The following is a 19,658-nucleotide window of genomic DNA, read 5'->3' as shown; positions in this document are numbered from 1 at the left end:
CCGAATCAATTCAGTATTTTTGTTCATCGACACGATAGAGATGGGCTGTGATCGCTACCGCTTCCACGACACGGCAGTCCCGCACCATTGGCAGAAGGAACGGGACTGTCGAATCCTGGTCGGCCGTAACTAGTCGTCGAGGCGGAATACCTCGCGTGCGTTGAGCTCGGCCATCCGCAGCGCATCCTCATCGGGGACGTCGACGAGCATCGCGGCCAATTCTTTGCGGCTGTCGGGCCAACTAGTGTCGGAGTGCGGGTAATCGGACTCCCACATGATCTGTGAAACACCGACCCGATCGCGCAGCTCGACACCGACGTAGTCATCGATGAAGCAGCCGTAGATATGCCCGGCGACCATTTCCGAGGGACGCATGCCGAAATCGATCTCCGGCTGGTATCCCTTGTGCCGCTCCCACATACGGTCAGCGCGCTCCATCGTGTACGGCATCCAACCGACTCCACCTTCGGACAGCACGACCTTGAGATCCGGGAAACGCACGAAGGTTCCGGAGTACATCAGGTCCAGCATGCAACCCATCGAGTTGGAGGCGACCATAGCCATGGTGACAGCGGGAGGCATATCGGGCCCGGTCACAGGTGTCGCACCCGACGTGCCGACGTGCGCGCACAGTGGCATTCGAGCCTCCTGGGCGGCCGAGAGCACCGGATCCCAGTATCGGCTGTGCCACGACGGGAGGTTCAGGGCCGGCGACGACGGATTCTCGGGGAAACCGATGCCCTTGGCGCCTTTCGCGGCGGTCCTGGCGATCTCGGCGACGGACAGGTCGACATCCCAGAGCGGCAGGACGATCAGCGGCACGAGCCGACCGGGCGCGAAGGCACACCACTCGTCGAGGATGAAGTCGTTGTAGGCCTTGATGCACAGCAGCGACAATTCCTTGTCCTGGCCGAACAAGAACCGAGTGCCCGCGTATCGCGAGAAGGTGGAAAAGCACACCTGAGCGTGAACGCCGTCGGCATCCATGTCCTTGATCCGGGCCGCGGGATCGTAGCAACCCGGATTCATGTTCTCGAAGCGGACGGGGTCCAGGTTCAGATGCAGATCTTCCCTGCCCGCGGTCGCCGACACTCCATTCGTGATGAATGACTGGCCTTCGTAGAGCCACACCTCGTTACCCGCTTGCGGACCCTCGGTCTGCTCGATGACACGCGGGCCCGCCTCCTTGAACCGCTCGGGCAGGCGATCTTGCCACACATTGGGATGTTCTATGACGTGGTCATCGACAGAGATCAGCTTGGCCTTGTCGGGAAGCATATCGGACCTTCCGGGACTCGTTGAGAAAGTTAGTTATTAAATGGTTAGTTAATTATGTCCTCGGCCTGACAACGTGTCAAGCGTCTAGAGAACGTCCCGCCCTCGTCGCCGCACCCCAGGGTGCCGCTTCGAATTCGGCAGACACGGATGCGCACAACATCGACAACACAACTCAATGCCGATCGACGTTGCGCTCTTGCACCGCCACCGCGAGCGACCGAAGGTCGCCCACGACCATTTCGAACCTGTCACGCGCGCGGTACATGGTCCAGAACTCCGCAGCGAGCAGATCAGGGTCTCCCGGAGTATCCTTCGCAATTCGCGTAGCAACCATCAGTGAACCGGCATACACACCTGTACCCCGTAAAGCAGCATGCAGAACATGGGCGTAATTGCGCAGTGCGCTCATACCGAGCCCGACGCTCGCGTGCGCCGGTAATGGGAGAATCGCCGACGCTCCGATAGTGAAGAACAAAGTACCGTCGGCACGCTCGATCATCCCGGGTAGGACAGCGCGGACAGCGGTGATCGCACCGACCAACGCACGCGCGATGTGCAGCTGCGCGTTGGTCGGTGTGACAGCCAGAGCATCCACGACGCTGTGGATCTCCGGTGCCGGACTGTATTCGAGAACGTCAACAGCGCCGAACCTCGCCTCGGCGGCAGCGATGGCATCGGTCAGCGACTCCTGGTCCACAACGTCAGCGGTGAACCCTGCGGCTTCGATGCCACGCCGACCCAGTCGGATGACCAAATCGTCGAGGTTGGCCTCGTTACGACTGACCAGCGCGACCTTGAAGCCCTCCCTGCCGAAACGTTCGGCGACCGAGTACCCGAGTCCGGGCCCGGCCCCCACCACCAGAATGGTCTTCGCGGCCGACGCTGTTGTTCTCGCGATCAAAATCCGAGGTCTCCCTTTCGCAAACTGTTCGCGATATTGCGCCGCATGACCTCTCCGGTGCCGTCCGCAATCCGAACCATTCGAGCGAAATGCCAACCGCTGACGAACCGCATCTCGTTGGTCAAGCCCATGCCCCCGCAGACCTGCATACAGCGGTCGAATATCCGGAAACATGCCTCGGTGGTGTAAGCCTTGACGATGTTCAGCTCCTTGCGCGCCTTTTCTCCGCGATCGAGGCGCCGCGCGCAGTCCACCGACATCGTTTTGGACGCGTAGATCTCTATCGCGCAATCGGCCAACTGGAACGACACGCCCTGGTAGTCGGCGATCGGATTACCGAACGCTGTCCGCACAGTGGTGTATCGGTTCGCTTCCTCCAGCGCCCATTTGGCCATTCCCACACAGTGGCCCGCGTTGTACATGCGTCCGTTCGAGACACCCTGCAAGGCCAACGCGAAACCCTGGTCGACGGCGCCCACGACGTGCGTATCGGGTACGCGTACATCGCTGAGCGACAAGATCGTCTCGTTGCCTCCGACATGCTCGAACAGTCGCAGAACACTGTCGACAGCGAATCCGGGCGTATCCGTCGGCACGAGGAACAGGGTGATACCGCCGGTGCGATCGCGTCGTTTTTGATCATCGGTGACTGCCCAAACGAAGGCGTACTTCCCGTGAGCGGAATTGGATGTCCATTGCTTGGTGCCGTTGAGTACCCAGCTGTCACCGTCGCGGACCGCACGGGTCGACATCGCCCAAGCATCCGATCCCGCGTCCGGCTCCGACATCCCGAAGCACACCGTCGCCGCACCGCTCATCACCTCTTGGACGACTCCGTCCCGCAGACTCGGATGGACTTCTCCCAGCAGAAAGCTCGGGCCGCTGGTCCAGTGCCCGATCACCTGGTCGGGCAGCAGTCGACCGGGCCCGACCAGGTGACTCAATCCCTCCCATACGCAGAAAAGCGCCAGAGCACCGAGACCTTCACCACCGAGTTCCTCGGGGGCGAACATCGCGTAGTAGCCCGCGGCGGCCGAAGCCTCGCGCACCTGCCGCATGAGGTCGAGTACCGGGGCGCTGTAGCCCCCCTTCTCGTCGAAGGTGAGTCTCGGGTTCTCCAACAGTTCGCGGTTGGCCTCCTCGAGTGGGACGACTTTGCGTTTGACGAATGCCGCGATTCCCTCGATGAGGTCGGTGTAGTCGGTATCAGCGGAATCCAGTGTTGCCGTCATTCCGAATATCCTTTCGTTGGTGCTGAGCGGAGTGCGGCCGGCGGCTACCGCGGAAGCCCCAGGCCCCGCTCTGCGATGAGGTTGCGCATGATCTGGTCGGTTCCACCACCGATATGAAACGCCGGTGTCTGCAGGAGGAACGGCTGCCAATCGAATGAGTCGATCTCGCCGGTGTCGGCCAGAATGCGCGGACCGAGCGCCTGCGCGACAAGCTGCGCGGCCGCTGACATGGCGTCCGACAGCGCGAGTTTTCCCATCGCGCGAGCCGCCGCTGCCGCGTTGGGCTCCGACCATTCGGCGGCGAGCCTCTCGCTGGTCAGCTGATTCACCTTGTAATGGATGTACAGCCGTGCCCAGTCCTGCCGCAGCGTCGGCACATCCTGCTTGCCGAGCCGCTGCAACACCCCCGCGACACGCTCTGCCGAGGCGACCGCTGCCAACCCGCCGCGTCCACCGCGTCGACGGCTGCGTGCCAGTGCGTCACGACTGGCGGCCATGATCGCCAGGTATATGGCCCAACCGCCGCCGAGATCACCGAGGCGCCGGTCATCAGGGATTCGAACGCCATCGAGAAAGATTTCGTTGAAGCCCGCGTCACCGGTCATCTCCACCAACGGCCGCACCTGCAGCCCCGGGCTGTCGATATCGACGAGGAAGGCGGTTATCCCCCGCCCACGCTCATCCTCGGTGCCGGTGCGGGCAAGCAACAATCCGAGATCGGCGTAGTGAGTCCGTGACGACCACACCTTTTGTCCGTTGACGACCCAGTCGCCGCCGCCCTCGCGGACAGCTTTGGTCCGCACCGAAGCCAGGTCCGAACCCGCCCCCGGTTCGCTGAACAGCAGACAGGTGATCAGGTCTCCGCGGAAGATCCTTCGCAGCAACAGTTCCTTAAGGTGGTCGGATCCATGCTGGAGGATCGTCTGGCCGAGACCTTCGAGACCGGTGGCGAAAGAATCCTCAGGCGGCACGTCGTAACCCAGTTCCACGGCCGCGTAGTGACGCTCGTACTCCTCGGGCAGACCGGCGCCACCGTACGCGACGGGCCCGGAGAGCCACCCGAAGCCTGCGTCGAATTTGGCAGCGCGCCACTGTCGGGCAGCCCCCACCGCGGCCAACTCGGCGGCGCGCTCGGTAAACAGCGATATCGAGGGGCGATCGTCGGAGTCGATCTCCGACTTCGACGGCAGTGCCGGAAGTGTGGTCTCGATGAATGCGCGCGCCGAGGCCCGGAAGGCCTCGATATCACCCGGAAGCTGTGGTGTGCTCACACGATCACCCCCGCTTCGCGAAATTCTGTTACCTGCGTCGGGTCGTAACCGAGCAGGTCGAGAATCTGGGCTGTGTGCTCGCCGAGGGCAGGCGGATCGGCTGAGACGACCGGCGCAGTACTGGACAGATGCAGCGGGCTCGCGACCACCGGGATCTCTTTGCCGTCGACCTGTACTCGCACAATCGCGCCCAACGTTCGCACCTGTTCGTCCACCGCCACCTGGTCCAGACTCAGCACCGGCGCGCATACGACTCCGGCCTCGTCGCACCGTGCTACACACTCGGCGACAGTCAGAGATTTCATTCGCAACGAGATTTCCTCGACCAGCTCGTCTCGATGGGCGTATCGGCTGGCCAAAACCGCGAATCGCTCGTCTTCGGCGAGCTCGTCTGCCTCGAGGACTCCGCAGAATCGGGCCCACATCCGGTCGTTCGCAGCGGCCACCGCGACCAAGCCGTCCTGAGCTCGGAATACCTGATTGGGCTGGCCCATCCCGTTCTGGGTGCCCATCGGCTGCGGCGGCACACCGGTCAACATCGCCTGGGTGAGATTCACGCTGATGAGGCTGAGCAGGCTTTCCAACAGCGAGGTCTCGATCTTCTGGCCCTGTCCGCCACGTTCGCGCCACAGCAGTCCGCCGAGTATTCCCAGTGCCGCGTAGATACCAGCGGTCAGATCGCTGATCGACACCGGGACTCGTACCGGGTCTCGGCCCGGTTCTCCGGTGAAACTGAGCAGTCCGCTGTATGCCTGTGCAATCAGATCTACCGCCGCCTTGCTTCGGAGCGGGCCGTAACTGCCGAAGCCGGTGATCGCGCAATAGATCAGCCGAGGGCAGTTCGCCTTCAGATCCTCGTATCCGAGCCCGAGCTTTTCGGCGACGCCGACACGGTAGTTGTGCACCAGCACATCGGCCGATTGCACCAGCCGCTGCGCGATCTCGCGTCCCTGATCGCTTTTCAGGTCTATGACGACGCTCTTCTTGTTCCGGTTGTACGAGGCGAACACCGGGCGCACTCCCCCACCGGCTCCACCGTATGCCCGACTGTCGTCACCGCCGGGCGCCTCGACCTTGATCACCTCGGCCCCCAGATCCCCGAGGATCTGAGTGGCGAACGGGCCCGCCAGGATCCGGCTGAAGTCGACGATCCTGATACCGCTCAGAATGCCGGCCGGCGCACTGTCGGCTTTTTCCGATAAGGAGTTCATGAGCCGACGCCCGCGCGCGTGGAATCCAGCACTCGCAACGCGGTCTCGCGGATCTCGGAATCCGTGAGTCCCCGGCCCAATTCGGCCATGCCCCGCTTGCAGGCCTCCAGCACCTGCGGGATCTCCTCGCGGCCGACCTCGATGCCGAGTTCGTCCAGCTTGTCCCACATGGTCCACGGTCCCGACGTCGAGCCGATCCGCAGCTGCCGGTCGTTACCGACAGCTTCGGGCGCCACGCCCATATGGATCAGCGGGTCGACTTTCAGCTCCTGCGCGTACTCGTCACCGTCATTGCCGTAGTCGAAGATCGCTGTACCGGTCAGGCCCCAGTCACCAGGCCTGCTCTGACCGATCAGCTTCTCGGTCAGCCGTGAGAGAGGGGTCAGCTGTGCGAGATCGATCCCGGTATGGACGCCGTACAGCATTTCCATGGCGCCGCTGATGTGCGCGAGATCGCCCTGTGCGGGCCCCTCGGTGAATCCATTGACCGAGGCCTCCAGGATGGTGGCACCGGCCAGGCCTGCCGCCACCGCCGTAGCCGTGGCCAGGCCGAACATGTCGTGGGTGTGGGCGGCTACCTCGATATCGCCACCCGCCTCACGGCTGATGCGGACGAAATGAGCGAATGCCTCCGGAGACGTGCCCGAGGCGTGGTCACCGAGTTGCACATCGTAGGCACCGGCCTCGGCGATACCCCGACAGTACTGGGCGACATCCTCGTCGGTCGCGTAGGACAGCAACAGCACACTGCCGCCAACTTTTACACCGTGGGACGCGCCGAGCTCGATGAGCCGCTGAGCCCGTGCGGTGACTTCACCGGGACTGGTGGGGAAACGTAAACCGTCCCACTCGCGGCCCTGCCATGCCCGGTGATATACAGCGCCCGCGTACGCGGGCAACGCATCGCCCAGGAAGACTCCGGACAACACACGTACCACGTCATAACCCGACTCGGCGGCCATGCGCATGTGCCGTTCCGTGGCAGCCCCGGTGTAGACCAGCTCGCAATCCGGATTGATCGCTTTGGCGGTCTCGACCTCTTCGCGCATCTCCTCGACGGTATGACCACGACCGAACGACGATGTCTCCAGCGAGGAAACTCCGGCTCGGACCAGCGCTTCCAACAGGCGCAGCCGTTGCTGGTGGCTGAGCGACACGTCGCTCATCTGTTCGGTGACTCGCAGCGTCAGGTCGCGCATACGCACACTCACCGGGCGTGAGCCCACCACATCGTCCCGGCGGTTCGCATCGCTGACCTTCCAGCTGCCCGGTTCGTAGCCGGGCCCTGACCGGAAGGTGTCGAGGCTGGATCGCATCTTCGCCACCTGCGCATCGGTGAAGATGTCACGAATACCATGCCCGGCCACGGCAGCCCGCGGCTCCGATGGGCTCGCCGCACGCCGTTCCTGAGCCCCTGGGGTATGTGGCCCGCTGGATGTGGTCATGACCGACTCCATTCCTCTTCACAAAATTATTATGCTGGCTAATACTTTATCTCAGAGCCGGTTACGCGCCAACCATCCAGTCGGCGAGAAGACCGCAGGGGAGACCGACCCAGCCGCGATGAACACGGTTTATAGGCATCCATCTGTGCTTATACGGACCGTACGGGCTTCGTTCAGGCTCAGCCCGCAGCCTGCCCGGCCCCTCGCGCGACAACCGTCGACAACTGCGCATTGGGCAGAATTCACCAAGCCGGCAGCTGCCCCCGCATGCCCCGAACCGCATCGAAAGCGGGAGCAGCCGCGACATATCAACCTATCGAACTGGGCATATACACACTCCGGAACGATTCGCGACCACATCGAGCCGGCGAGAATTACTGGAGGTTAATTATTACATGAACATATAATTAATGCGGCCAAGAGTTTGCTCAGGAGCGCTCGCCCGCATCCCCAGTTCCTTGTCGAGAACCGTCGAGCGCGTTGCCCAACCTCGGATCAGCGCTGCAGCAGCGCATAGGAGGCAGCGTCGTAGACGATCCACTGAAACTCCGACAGCGTGCCGTCCCGACTCGCCCGAGTGATCGTGCCGTCCGGGCAGCAATCCCGAGATATCCCATGGCGTTCGTCATCGTAAACACGCCCGGCGTCGTCAATGTCGCTACGTACCTCCGCAGACTCCGAAGACGAGCTACAGCCAACCGATGTTTCGACCACACTGGCAAGTGCGAGCGCGACCAGCCTTTTGTTGCATACTCTCTACTACTTCTCCTTCTCGAAAGAAGTACTCGCGTTGACCGTGCACGGCCTCCGGGCTCGCGCGAGCGATGATGCCCGAAGTGTGACATATAGTACTAAATCTGTCCACACTGCCTAGGCTGTCACAGCTGGCGGCGATCGGCCTCGCAGCTCGGTAACAGATGGTTAGCTGGAGTGTCGGAGCACGCATGAACTCGACTTCGCGTGACACTTCGATCGCGGGAGCACCGCCCGCCACCGTCGCACTTACGCCGACCGCGAGTGCTGACCGACCGAGGGTCGAGCCATCGGGCACCCGACCGCCGCGGTCAGCCGGATGAACTCTGCCTCGCCGGGTCGCGAATCTGTCCGATCCGACTCGGAAAACGGCGCATACTCGGCGTCGATCGTCGACGCGGCAACGAGCCACGACTACAGTCAGCCGCTTCAAAGTCGCTATCCCCGCATCTCCCGGACTTTGAGACAAGGCAGTGCGTCGATTGCACGCGGAATCCCGCCCTGATCGGCGGCCCCCGGGATGAAACAGGTCGACACCGTCGCGCGCAGAACCCATTCCGCGAGTTGCGAAATGCTCGACGTACCCGCGCGGACAATATCGGTCGCGTCGAGGGCTGGGCCGCAACTCTTCGACGAAGGAGACGAATTCAGGCAAGACCCGTCGAAATGACGCCGATACCGTAGCGCGGCTCCATGGCCATCACTTGGACGGACTCCGGATGTGTTCGAAGCCGGTTCGCTACGGATTCGAACACTACGGCGCCCCTGCCCTCCAGAGCAGGGCGTTCCTCGATTGCACGGACGAGGTCGTTCTTCGCCGACTGCTCGACGTTGGCCGCGATCGATCCGAGCAACTCTTCTTTGCTGCCGACGTACCCGTACAGCGCGCCGCGTGAGATACGGCTTACTCACCAACGTCACTCTTCCGGACGCCGCGACGCGCCAGCGCGATCAAAGTTCCGTCGAGAATGCGCTCCGGCTTGTCGTTATCGGTCTTCATCGACCCTGCTGTGCGGGTACCGCGCCAGCGCGGGCATTCTGAGCAATATAGCGCCAGCCTGTCTCAGCCACACCAGGAGTAACTACCCGAGGACGCTCGGCCCGACCGATGTCCCGGCTCGCCCTGCCAGCCGAGCGCGTAGGCCCACCACCCTTCCCCACACCGAACCAACTCCCGGACGCCTGCGCCGCCAAACCTCGCTTCGAACGACGACCACCGATTCGCCCCCTATCGGCGGTGGCCCCTTGTCCGCTCACAGCGATCCCCCTCTCGCGCCGTGTGACCCACGGTATGGCAGCCGTGCGACCTCAACCACGTAGCGTGCATATAGGACAGAAAGTGAATATAGTGTCGACTAGTACAGGAGAAGGAGGTACCGATGGACCGCGTCCATGCCGCAAATCTGCTCGAGATCGATCAGAGCAAGTGCTGTGGGTACGGCATCTGCGCCGAGGTGAGTCCCGAGATCTTCTCGCTGGACGGCGACGGCTTCGTTGTCGCCGCGATGCCCGAGATCCCGGACGAGCTACTCACCTCGGCAGAAGTGGCGGCCCAGAGCTGCCCCGAGGGCGTGCTGCAAATCCGCCGCAACCGCGCCTAGCTCACTGGTGACCGATCACGCCCCTCGAAGCAGGCATTACGTTGCCTGAACTCGGAATTCCTCCACACCGGGTGCCCCTGAGCGCCCGAGAAGGCGACGGTGTCGCATGAACGACTCGATCAACCTCAAACCCGGCGCCCGACTGATCAGCACCTGCTGTTCAACGCAGGTGGTCGTAGTGAGGGCTCCCAAAACTCCGCTGGCACTCACCTGCGGGGGCGTCACCATGGAAATACTTGCCGCGCCCCAGTCCGGCACGCCTGATAGCGCACCGGCCGCACCTCTCGGGGTCATCCTCGGCAAACGATATGTCGATGACCAATCGGGCCTCGAATTGCTGTGCACCCGAGCGGGAGCCGGCCCACTCTCGGCCGATGGTCGAGATCTCGGTCCCAAAGAGCCAAAGCCACTCCCCTCCTCGGATTGAGCGGTTCGCCCGGGATCAGCCAATGCCACCTCTGGCTGATCCGACGAACTTCCTGTGTGTCCGGATGGCGATGAACTCTTCTGTATGCGCGAATTGCAAGCGGCGGTTCATTTCAACGACCCAATTATGACCTCGAGTTGGTGACGATGAAAACAGAACCTGCTGGGTCGTCGCCGCTGATCGACGTGGCCGCCGATGCCCGCGCCACCGGCCCGGCTCGGGGACGCTGCGGCCCGAGTCTGCGCGAGCGCAAGAAGATCCAGACCCGCGCGCGCATCATCGAAGTCGCCCTGAACCTGTGCGACAGCCAGGGCTTCGAGGCGACGACCGTGGAGCAGATCGCGCACGCCGCCGACGTGTCGCCACGCACCGTGAACAGGTATTTCGAGACCAAAGAGGACATCATCCTCGGCCCGGTCTCCGATTTCGGCGAAGGCGTCGCCACCGCCCTGCGCCAGCAGCCGCGCGCCGACAGCGATCTGCGCGCGCTGTGCAACGCCTACCTGGCGATCATCGACAGCGCCGCCGACGGCGGGGACGTCACCTCGTTCCGGCAGTTCCAGCAAATGCAGCGCATCGCGCGCAACAGCCCGGCGGTCAACGCCCGCGCCCTGGAATTCGGCGAGACCAAGACCACCGCGATCACCCGATGCCTGGCCGAACGCACCGGCGACGCTCCCGGTGCCCTGCGCGTGCGCCTGGTGGTGGCCACCTGGCAGATGCTGTGCCATATCGCGATGGCCGATTCCGAGGAGCTGGTCGTCAACAGCGACCCGCAGACCGCCGCTCGCGCCGCCCGCGACGCGGTGCTCACCGCGTACAACGAGCTCCAGCGCATCTGCTCGCAGTCGCGCCCGCTCGAATCCGCGTGATATTTCCAACGGAATTCGGGCACCAACACGAGAGCATCGACGTTGATACCCAATGCGAAGGGACGAGCCTGGTTGGCGGGCCGCATGTCGACGGACGTCGGTCGCGACATTCCCCTCTGGCAGCAGATCCTGAGCGCCGAACAGACCTGCCGCCGAACGATATTGCTTTGACCGATCCAGCGAGACTCCGACTGTCCGGCTACGAACCAATGCGAGATCGTCGACCTCGACCGCGTCAGCGCCGATACGGGCGAACAGGTGCGGCCACCTGACGTACTCGAGCCCCGGTTGCACCAGCGCGATGTCGACGACGAACCTCGACCGGAGCTAGGTTCGTCCGTCCGCCTCTGCCGCGTCCAGGAAGCCGTCACCGACGGTCATACCGTGGCCTGCAACAGCGGAACCGTCGAAGGCCACGTCGACCGGATCATTCTCGAACTACAGATGGCTGGTCGCGTCAGAACCGATCCACCCAGGATACGAATCCTGCCGAGCGACTGGTGAATACAGCACCCGATTCATCGAATAGGGGGCGAGCCGGTTTGCGCGGCGTGCTGACGCCGACAGCGGAATGTCGAGCCCGTTCCGGGCGAGAATGCCGGGCATCAGACTGCGCGTTGAGCCTTGGCGGCTTCGGTCGCGGCTTTGCTACGCTCGCGCGCTTCTGCCCAGTCCTCCGCCGACAGCGACGTCAAACCAGCGAAGGTACCCGGGCCCGCGAGCATTTGACCACCGTCCATGGCGATAGTCTGCCCCGTCAGATAGTCACAGGCATCCGAGAGCAGAAACGCTGTGAGGTTGGCCAACTCCTCGACGGTGCCGGTGCGTCCCATCGGGATCTGGTCGGGTTGGGTGGCGCCGATTGAACTCTTCTCGGTGGGACTGAGCATCTCCCAGGCGTAATCGGTCGGGATCGGCCCCGCAGCAATGGCATTGAGCCGGATTCCGTACCTGGCCCATTCGACCGCCAGCGACATCGTCATGGCATGAACCGCGGCCTTGGACATCGCCGAGGGCACGACAAACGCGGAGCCCGTCCAAATCCACGTCGTCAACGTGGACAATATGACGCCGGGTATCCCGTCCTTGATCCATCGACTCGCCGCCGCGTGCGCCGTATAAAACGAGCCCTTCATCACCGTTGAGGCGACTGCCTCGAATGCACGCGGACTCAACGACTCCGTCGGAGCGATGAAGTTCGCGGCAGCGTTGTTGATGACACTTGTCAGCGGTCCATGAGTGGTCCAGATGTCGTCCATGACCATCGAAACCCGATCCGGGTCGCGTACATCGACCGTGTGCCAAAACGCGGCGCCACGGCGAGAACTCGCAGCGTTCGCGGCGGACTCCTTGAGTGCCTCCGGTCGCCGGCCCCACAGATGCACCTCCGCGCCGAGTTCTACCAGATGTCGTGCGACACCCCGGCCCAGACCGGTACCGCCACCGGTGATCAGTACTCGCTTACCCGCGAGCGCACGGGAGGTGAAGGGAGATGTAGTCAATGTCTTCGGTCCTAACAATCGAGTTGTCTGGGTGACGCCAATTACATACCATATAGCTAGTTAATTTTAGCTAGCCTCAGCGGGATGAGCCAGGGCGGCTGCGGGTAGCGAGGACGATCCTCACCACGTTCGACGCCCACTCATCCCGAGATGCCCGTCAAACAGGAAGAGCGGGTGAGCCACTTGCAGGTGAGTCGGTCGATCTGCGCGCACTTGGAACATCATGTTGTCGCGGCATCCTGGGTCGTCCACTCGAAGAATGCGCCGAGGCACAGCCGACCCCAGGACGTGGTCGGGCGACGGAAACCGGTAGACCACCGGCCCTGCTGCGACCGGCAACTGTAAGCAACCGAGTGATAGAGGAAAATGTGACTGCGAAGGCACTTCTGGTCGTGGGTATGGGACCGGAGATCCGGGAGGGGGCTGGCTCGCCGATTCGGGCGAGAGGGTTACCGGATCGGGATGATCGCACGACGCCAGGACAGCCTGGACGACTTCGCGGCGAACCTCGCCGAACGAGGGTATCGAGGCCCTCGTCGGCGTCGCCGACGTGATGGATCGTCTACAGCTCAGCACCGCCATCTCGGAGATCCGATAGCGACTGGGTCGGATCGATGTACTCGAATACAGCCGGTTGCCCAACATGTCGGACCTGGTCGATGTGCTCTCGCTCGACGACGACAACGTGCTCGAGCAGTTCGAGTCCAGGTTCTGGGGGCGACCACCACTATGCAGGCAGTGCTACCCGAAATGATCGCGCGTGGTGACGGGCCCTGCTCTTCACCACGGGCGCATCGGCTACATGCCGGGCTCCAGCCAGGCCAAGGTTTCGCTGAGCATTAACTGGGCTTCGCGTACTGATGTCCTGTCGCTGAGCGTCGCACTGAAGGCCCCAAGGGCGTGTACGCAGGCACCCCGCGCAGGCACACCGGGGACGAGGTCGCCGAGAACTACTGGAACATGGTCGACCGCCGGGACCGCGTCGAGACTGTTCTGGGCGATCCTCAACTCTTCGCAGCATATGAAGAGCTGGTCTGCCTCGGTCTCGCAGCAGTGTTTCCTCCGCCGTTCACAGGTGAGCTGCCGAAACCCGAGAACGAGCGTGACCGCAACCTGCAACTCGTCTCCGCGTTCCACGTTCGTTCCTTCCTGGTCGCGAAAGGTGAGATGGAAGAGGCGCTGGCGCCGTTGAACACCATCGTTCGAGAGCTTGGTGGCAATCCCGATCTCCCGCTCTATGGCGGAAATCTGGATGCTATCTATCCGAGCCCACCACTCAGGTGATCCGCCCTGTCCAATCCGAGCGTTTCCGGGTGCCGATGAGAATAATCGAAACCTCGACGCTCATCGAACAGAAGCGATCGGCACCGCTGAGCCGAGGGCAACTTGCGCTCGGCACCGATCGCTTCTCCAGGCGCGACGGTCGAGCTGATATGTGGGCGTTCGAACATCTCCAGTTCGAGCAAGCCCGGTCCTGCTCCCAGATCCGGAGTCTCGGGATCGGCAAGGTTCAGCGCGATCTGCGGCGAGACCGTCATCACTCCGGTGATCCCACCGTGTGTCCGGTTCGGGTATCCAGGCAGGTGCGGACTCTCCTCATACGACGCCGTGCTCGCGCAGCCGAGCGGCATCTGGACCAACACCGAGCCCGACCTACGCGAGTTGATCCTTCTCGGCGAAACGCTCATACCGGCGTACTGCGGTGGTCCGTGCCGCCAACAAGGGTGGTCGCAGCAACAGCAGGTGGCTACGAAGGAAATACACTTTGCCCGGACCCGCAGGCACTGATCGCGCCAGCGGAGAACACGATTCGGTTCTATGGTGCCGAATACCGCGACCGGACTGACGGCTCCCCCGGAGTGCTGGCATCTGCTGGTCATTTGTTCGGGCTAAATGTTCCCGGCGTCCCTCTTCGTGTGTGTCCCGGTATCGAGCACCTGCAGCGCCCACCGTTCCTTGCCACTGTTCTTGGCACGGTAAAGCTCACGGTCCGCAGCGTCGAGCAACTCCTCGGGCCGCACGCCGGCCACTACGGTCACGACGGCACCGACACTGGCCGACACCTGGACACTGTGCTCACCGACAAGGATCGGATCCGCCAACGCTGACACCAGCGTGTCGGCGACGCCGCCGACGCTGTCGACGTCGACGGGCGGCGAGATCAGCACGACGAATTCGTCGCCCCCGAGCCGAGCAAGCAGGGAGCCCTCGGCAGCGAGGCTGTCGCGCATACGAGTCGCAACGGCACGCAGAACCTGATCACCGACTCCGTGGCCGTAGCAGTCGTTGATTTCCTTGAATCTGTCGAGATCGACGAAACACAATCCGACCCGTCCGTCATGTCCGGCTATCGCTCCCATTTTCTCGATCTCCTCCAGCAGGTGCCGCCGGTTGGACAGACCGGTGAGTTGGTCATGGCGGGCCTGCCAGTGCAGTTCCTCTTGGAGCCGGTGCCGCTGTGTCACGTCCTCCCCGACAGCCAGTAGATAGTCCGCCTGCCCATGTGCCCCCCTCACAAATGTGATCGAAAAAGCGACCCAGACCACCTCGCCGATGGCGCGAACTATTCGACGCTCCAGCCGCACTGTGCCCTGACGTGCCCGAACCAGTCTGTCGAACACCAGGTTGTCGATCTCTGCAGCGTCGTCCGGATGGGCGAAGCGGAAGATCGAGCACCCTCGCAACTCCTCGATTCGTACACCGATCATGTCGGCCAGACACTGGTTGACCTCCACCAGGTTTCCCTCGGTGTCACCGATGGCGACCGCCACCGCCAGGTGGTCGAATACCATGCGGAACCGATCTCCCCGCTCGTCCGCTCCAGCGGCCCGCATGTCCGCCGCGTCGGCGCCAACAGGTACCGAAAAGGCTTCGGGCCGAGACGACCGCTGATGCCCTTGCCCCACGGCGACCAGTAACGCTGTAATGCGACGCTCCGCGACAGTCTGCGCAAGACCTGCGACTCCGCGCTCCGCCAGGCCATGCAGCACCTCCACCGACGCGGCGGGCACGCCCGGATCGATAAAACCCAAGGCTGCGACGCGCTCTCCGACACGTAGACCCACAGCGGCGTTGAAGGGATCTGCGGTAAGCCCAGCCTCGAGTGCCGCGACCAAGTCATCCAGCACATCACGCGCCTGCAAGAACGATATCGCTGCATCGCCGGTGGGGTTGAGCACCTGCCACCACCGCGATATCAAATCCGAACGCAGAAGCTCCTCCATAGCGCCCTCTGAACCATTCCCCTTGCCCTATAAGAATCCCAGCAACTCGATGGGAGCCCGACAGGTCCGCTGGGATCTCCATGGCTTGTTGTGGACCATCTGCGCGGGTCATCACTGGTGCAGTCCCGACTATAGACGAGATGACACACTCGCTCGCCGATATTGAGCGCAATAGTCAGCTAGCATCGAATCGGGGGCCAGCGCTGCCCGAGTACATCGACGCGGTGCGGGCTTGTAATGTCGTCGGAGAACACCTGATTCGCGATGTTCGAGCGAAGCTGCGGTAACAGGTCTGGCAGCAGGCTTCGAATTCGTCCGTCCCGATACGCTGGAATAGCGCTCGGCGAACACGCCCAGCATATCCCAGCAACTGATGTGACGGACGCCGATCGGCGTGTGGCGGTTCAATGATCTCGACGGAATGCCGCTCAGATCGGTTCGAACTGCGAGATCAGCCAGTTTCCGTCGACACGGACCAATTCGACACGGACCGTGCTGGCCAGCTTCGTCGGCTGTGGATTCTCAGCGGTTGTGATGGTCTGGTGGGGCTGAGCCGCTCCCGGTAGATGGGTCCACCCTGGATTAGAGTCCTGTTCGGCCTGATGAAGGCCGGGAGAGGACACTGATCCACATGGCAGGACGCAAACGGCACTCCGCTGAGGACATCGTGCGGAAGCTGCGCCGTGCCGACGAGCTGACCGCTGCGGGGAAGACGGGGGAGGAGGTTGCCGCCGACCTCGGGATCTCCGCGGCCACGCTCTACAACTGGCGCCGCCAGTACGGCGGTGTCGACACCGACGCCGCGAAGGAACTCAAAGAACTCCGCGAGCAGAACGCAAGGCTGAAAAGGCTTCTCGCCGACGCCGAGCTGGAGAAAGACGCGTTGCGGGAGATCGCGAAGGGAAAATTTTAGACCCGGCCACCAAGCGTCGAGCCGTGGACATGCTCATGACGGTCATGGGCATGTCGCAACGGTTCGCGTGCAAGGTCGTCGGGCTGAACCGATCCACCTGCCGTCGGCTGCCCGTCGCGGTCACCGTGGCCGATCCGGACGCGGTGTTGCGGGCCTGGTTGCGGTCCTACGCGGTGAAACACCCCGGCCACGGGTTCCGCCGCGCCTGGGCCGCGCTGCGGTTCGACGAGGGCAGCGGTGTGAACATCAAGAAGGTCCACCGACTGTGGCGCGAGGAAGGACTACAGGTCCGCGAGCATCACCCGCGCAAACGCGCCGGGGTATCGTCGGTGCCGCCGATCGAGGCCGACGCACCGAAGGTGGTGTGGGCGTTGGACTTCCAGTTCGATTTTACTGTGGACGGGCGGGCGGTGAAGATCGCGTCGATGATCGACGAACACACCCGCGAATCACTACTGCACGTGGTGGAGCGTTCGATCACCGCCGAGCGGCTCGTCGCCGAGCTGGCGAAGGTGTTCGCCACGACAGGTGGCCCACCACGGGTGTTGCGGATGGACAACGGACCCGAGCTGATTTCCGTTGCGCTGCAACAGTTCTGCGCTGACAAGATCGGCATGTCCTACATACCGCCCGGTACGCCGTGGAACAACGGGTACATCGAATCGTTCAACCGCAGGTTGCGGACCGAATGCTTGAACCGCAACCACTGGACCAGCCTGCTCGAAGCCCGAGTGGTGATCGGCGACTTCAAAACCGACCACAACCTACGGCACCGGCATTCCGCCCTGGGCTACCGAACACCAGCCGAGTACGCTGCGGCCTGCACCCACACCCACCACTCGGTGGGCTGCGGGATCAACTGAACACGCAACGACATCACCTGGCTCTGATCCCGGGTGGACTCGTTATCGGGGACTGCTCAGGGCTGCTGCACGGGTTGGTGACAGGGTCACCAACCCGTGCAGCAACCCCGGGTTTCGAGGCTATCAGGAGCGCGGTGCAGTAGACCTGACAGCCACCGTCGAAGATCAATTACTCGACAGGCAATCTAGCAACTATTCCTATGAACAAACATATCTACCCGTTCATCGTTGCTCTCTCGCGCAGGGCCGAGGCGTGGCTGTGTAGGACGTCGGGAAGATCCGTGAGACCGATTGTTTCGGTGCGCTTTTCGACGACTTCGTGGTTGTGCCAGCCGACTGCCGTGTAGCAGACTTGCGCCGCTCCTTACCGGCACGCCTTCGCAACAGCGGGGTCGAGGCGAATACGTACGACCAGTTCATCGAGTGCAGCGGCGATTTGGATCGGGCTACCGTGGTGTCGGGTCTTCGACCATGCCTGAGGTTCGGTACGCCAGCGCAACTCCACCGTGTAGTACAGCTAGGGACTAGCTTGAGTTTTAAGCTCTGCGGCGTGGTCGTGGTCCGGCCGGTTTCGATGCTCTGGCGTTGCCGGCGGTCTTGATGTGCACGTCGTAGCGTGGTGCCGGGCGCTGGTTGGGGTGGCCTGCGGGTCGTCCGGGTCCGGGTCGGGAGGGTTTCGGCGCACCGGCGGGGCAGGCGGTCTTCGGGCGGAGGTGCCGAAACCCCCGCCTGACCCCAGCGGGTGTAAGCCGTTGCGGGGCAGTGGGTTTCTCCCAGGGGCGCCGGAGGTCGGTGGTGAGGTCGCGGGCGAGGCGTAGCTGGGTGTAGGTCGCCAGCAGCAGCCAGATCCACCGATCCGCTGAGGCCGGGTCACGCAGTTTCGGACTGGTCCAGCCGAGGGTCTGTTTCAGCATGCGGAAGGTGTGCTCGATATCGAACCGGCGCAGGAACGCCTGCCACAACAGATCCACCATCGCGGCGTCGAGGTCGACGACCGAGTGCCACAACCACACCGGTTTCGGGATCGCTCCCGAGGGCAGACGAGCGACGTCGAGTCGGATGACGGTGCCCTCGATCACCGGCAGTGCCCCGGTCGCGGCGACCCAGAACGAGCGGTGAGTCAATCTCGGGTGCAACCGATTCCACGATCTGGCGGTGGCCGGACCGTAGAGCCGAGTATCGGTCGTGGCTGCCGTGGCGGGATCTCCCCAGATGGCCGGGTCACCGAAGACGAACTCACCACCGTGACGGGGTGGTCGACCGTTGATACCGGGCAGTCGTGGCGGTACGGCCCGGCGCAGGACCCGGTCCGAACGCATCCGTCCCAACACGGCCACGGGCAGATCGGCCAGCAGGAACGCCAGCCGGGGCGAGTCGTAGCCGGAGTCGGTCACGACCCAGATATCGGGGTCACCCGGGCGCCAGTGCCCGGCCTCGATCAGGTTACCGATCACGATGCGTAACTGGACGGCGGTGACCGTGGCCGCGTCGTCACCGGGAGTCAAGCGGACAGCGTCCAGCGGCGCGGTCCAGGAACTACGCCCCGATTCCAGCGCGCACACCACCGAGTACGGCCACCCCGGGATCATCAGGTGAGAGTCCTTGGCCCGGCCGTAGGTGTGACACAGAATCCGCTGCGGACACGTATGCGCTTCCGGGCGTAGCCAACTGGTGATATCCACCGCCAACACCAACCGGCCGTCAGCCGCTCGCGGCAACGGCGCCGCGGTCAGCGTTCGCCGCAACCGATCGACCTCGATCCGGCCTCGGCCCAGCGCGCCGTAAACACTGCCGTGACCTCGGCGATGCTCACCGACCAGCGACAACTCCGGCAACGAGCGCACCGGCCCGTCCGAGCACAACACCGCATCGGCCAGCTCGAACAACGCATCCGCTCGTGCGGTCAGACACCGATACAACTCCTGCCGGAACCCCGACAGGTCCCCGAGCGCACCGGTCGAGCCGGTGTCGTGCACACTGTTCAACGAAGCCCTTGGATCGAAGTTCTCTCTGTCGCAAGAGGAATCATCACCCAAGGGCTTCATTCAAGATCAACCAGGGCCCACACTCCGGCCGCCCGAGCTTAAAACTCAAGCTAGTGCCCCTACTCGCTAATCTGTCCATTGCCGTCTATTCTTGCCGTCTCCGAGGCGCGGTCACATCTG

At 63.2% G+C, this 19,658-nt stretch carries 14 protein-coding genes and 1 pseudogene; 5 read left to right on the top strand and 10 right to left on the bottom strand.

What is annotated here, in order from left to right; genetic code table 11:
- Nucleotides 1–129 precede the first annotated feature (129 nt).
- From DAT37_RS25765 to DAT37_RS25740, 6 genes are all read right to left on the bottom strand, one after another.
- Nucleotides 130–1,278, bottom strand: a complete 1,149-nt coding sequence (locus DAT37_RS25765) for an amidohydrolase family protein (RefSeq protein WP_109527460.1) — start codon at nt 1,276–1,278, stop codon at nt 130–132.
- Between the two features lie 172 nt (nt 1,279–1,450).
- The gene (locus DAT37_RS25760; RefSeq protein WP_232839992.1) at nt 1,451–2,179 is read right to left on the bottom strand and encodes an SDR family NAD(P)-dependent oxidoreductase; all 729 of its coding nucleotides are present in this window, start codon (nt 2,177–2,179) and stop codon (nt 1,451–1,453) included.
- Nucleotides 2,176–3,411 carry an acyl-CoA dehydrogenase family protein gene (locus DAT37_RS25755; RefSeq protein ID WP_109527459.1) on the bottom strand — a complete coding sequence of 412 codons (1,236 nt, stop codon included), beginning with the start codon at nt 3,409–3,411 and terminating at the stop codon, nt 2,176–2,178. Before DAT37_RS25755 ends, DAT37_RS25760 begins: the two co-directional genes overlap by 4 nt.
- A gap of 44 nt (nt 3,412–3,455) precedes the next feature.
- Entirely contained in the window at nt 3,456–4,400 is a 945-nt protein-coding gene (locus DAT37_RS25750) for an acyl-CoA dehydrogenase family protein (protein ID WP_332873355.1), read from the bottom strand.
- 278 nt (nt 4,401–4,678) lie between these two features.
- Nucleotides 4,679–5,893, bottom strand: a complete 1,215-nt coding sequence (locus DAT37_RS25745; RefSeq protein ID WP_109527457.1) for a CaiB/BaiF CoA transferase family protein — start codon at nt 5,891–5,893, stop codon at nt 4,679–4,681.
- Complete coding sequence (locus tag DAT37_RS25740) at nt 5,890–7,209, bottom strand: hypothetical protein (RefSeq protein WP_198654427.1); 1,320 nt, start codon at nt 7,207–7,209, stop codon at nt 5,890–5,892. The genes DAT37_RS25745 and DAT37_RS25740 overlap by 4 nt, the downstream gene beginning before the upstream one ends.
- A 2,261-nt stretch (nt 7,210–9,470) precedes the next feature.
- On the opposite strand from DAT37_RS25740, the gene DAT37_RS25730 reads away from it, so the two are divergent.
- Together DAT37_RS25730 and DAT37_RS25720 are read left to right on the top strand one after the other, a co-directional pair.
- On the top strand, nt 9,471–9,692 hold the full coding sequence (locus tag DAT37_RS25730) for a ferredoxin (protein ID WP_109527454.1): 222 nt from the start codon (nt 9,471–9,473) through the stop codon (nt 9,690–9,692).
- A gap of 573 nt (nt 9,693–10,265) precedes the next feature.
- Nucleotides 10,266–10,991, top strand: coding sequence for a TetR/AcrR family transcriptional regulator (locus tag DAT37_RS25720; protein WP_109527452.1), 726 nt, complete (start codon nt 10,266–10,268; stop codon nt 10,989–10,991).
- Between the two features lie 605 nt (nt 10,992–11,596).
- Here the strand turns inward: DAT37_RS25720 and DAT37_RS25710 are convergent.
- Nucleotides 11,597–12,493: an SDR family oxidoreductase gene (locus DAT37_RS25710; RefSeq protein ID WP_109527450.1), complete on the bottom strand. Its 897-nt coding sequence runs from the start codon at nt 12,491–12,493 to the stop codon at nt 11,597–11,599.
- A gap of 900 nt (nt 12,494–13,393) precedes the next feature.
- Here DAT37_RS25710 and DAT37_RS44320 point away from each other — a divergent pair.
- Nucleotides 13,394–13,777, top strand: a complete 384-nt coding sequence (locus DAT37_RS44320) for a hypothetical protein (protein WP_157978696.1) — start codon at nt 13,394–13,396, stop codon at nt 13,775–13,777.
- Here the strand turns inward: DAT37_RS44320 and DAT37_RS25700 are convergent.
- Nucleotides 13,753–14,031: a hypothetical protein gene (locus DAT37_RS25700; RefSeq protein WP_109527448.1), complete on the bottom strand. Its 279-nt coding sequence runs from the start codon at nt 14,029–14,031 to the stop codon at nt 13,753–13,755. The two genes, DAT37_RS44320 and DAT37_RS25700, sit on opposite strands and share 25 nt — an antisense overlap.
- 351 nt (nt 14,032–14,382) lie before the next feature.
- Nucleotides 14,383–15,717, bottom strand: coding sequence for a sensor domain-containing diguanylate cyclase (locus DAT37_RS25690; RefSeq protein WP_109527446.1), 1,335 nt, complete (start codon nt 15,715–15,717; stop codon nt 14,383–14,385).
- Nucleotides 15,718–16,348: 631 nt separating this feature from the next.
- On the opposite strand from DAT37_RS25690, the pseudogene DAT37_RS45670 reads away from it, so the two are divergent.
- Together DAT37_RS45670 and DAT37_RS25685 are read left to right on the top strand one after the other, a co-directional pair.
- Nucleotides 16,349–16,516: pseudogene (locus DAT37_RS45670) on the top strand (transposase); the annotation flags it as partial.
- Nucleotides 16,483–17,493 carry an IS3 family transposase gene (locus DAT37_RS25685; RefSeq protein WP_232839998.1) on the top strand — a complete coding sequence of 337 codons (1,011 nt, stop codon included), beginning with the start codon at nt 16,483–16,485 and terminating at the stop codon, nt 17,491–17,493. The pseudogene DAT37_RS45670 and the gene DAT37_RS25685, both read left to right, overlap by 34 nt.
- Before the next feature lie 536 nt (nt 17,494–18,029).
- Here the strand turns inward: DAT37_RS25685 and DAT37_RS25680 are convergent.
- Nucleotides 18,030–19,469, bottom strand: coding sequence for an NF041680 family putative transposase (locus tag DAT37_RS25680; RefSeq protein ID WP_232839997.1), 1,440 nt, complete (start codon nt 19,467–19,469; stop codon nt 18,030–18,032).
- Nucleotides 19,470–19,658: the final 189 nt, after the last annotated feature.

It is taken from the genome of Nocardia aurea (assembly GCF_003123685.1).
Classification (GTDB): domain Bacteria; phylum Actinomycetota; class Actinomycetes; order Mycobacteriales; family Mycobacteriaceae; genus Nocardia; species Nocardia aurea.
This window is presented reverse-complemented; position numbering and strand designations above follow the sequence as displayed.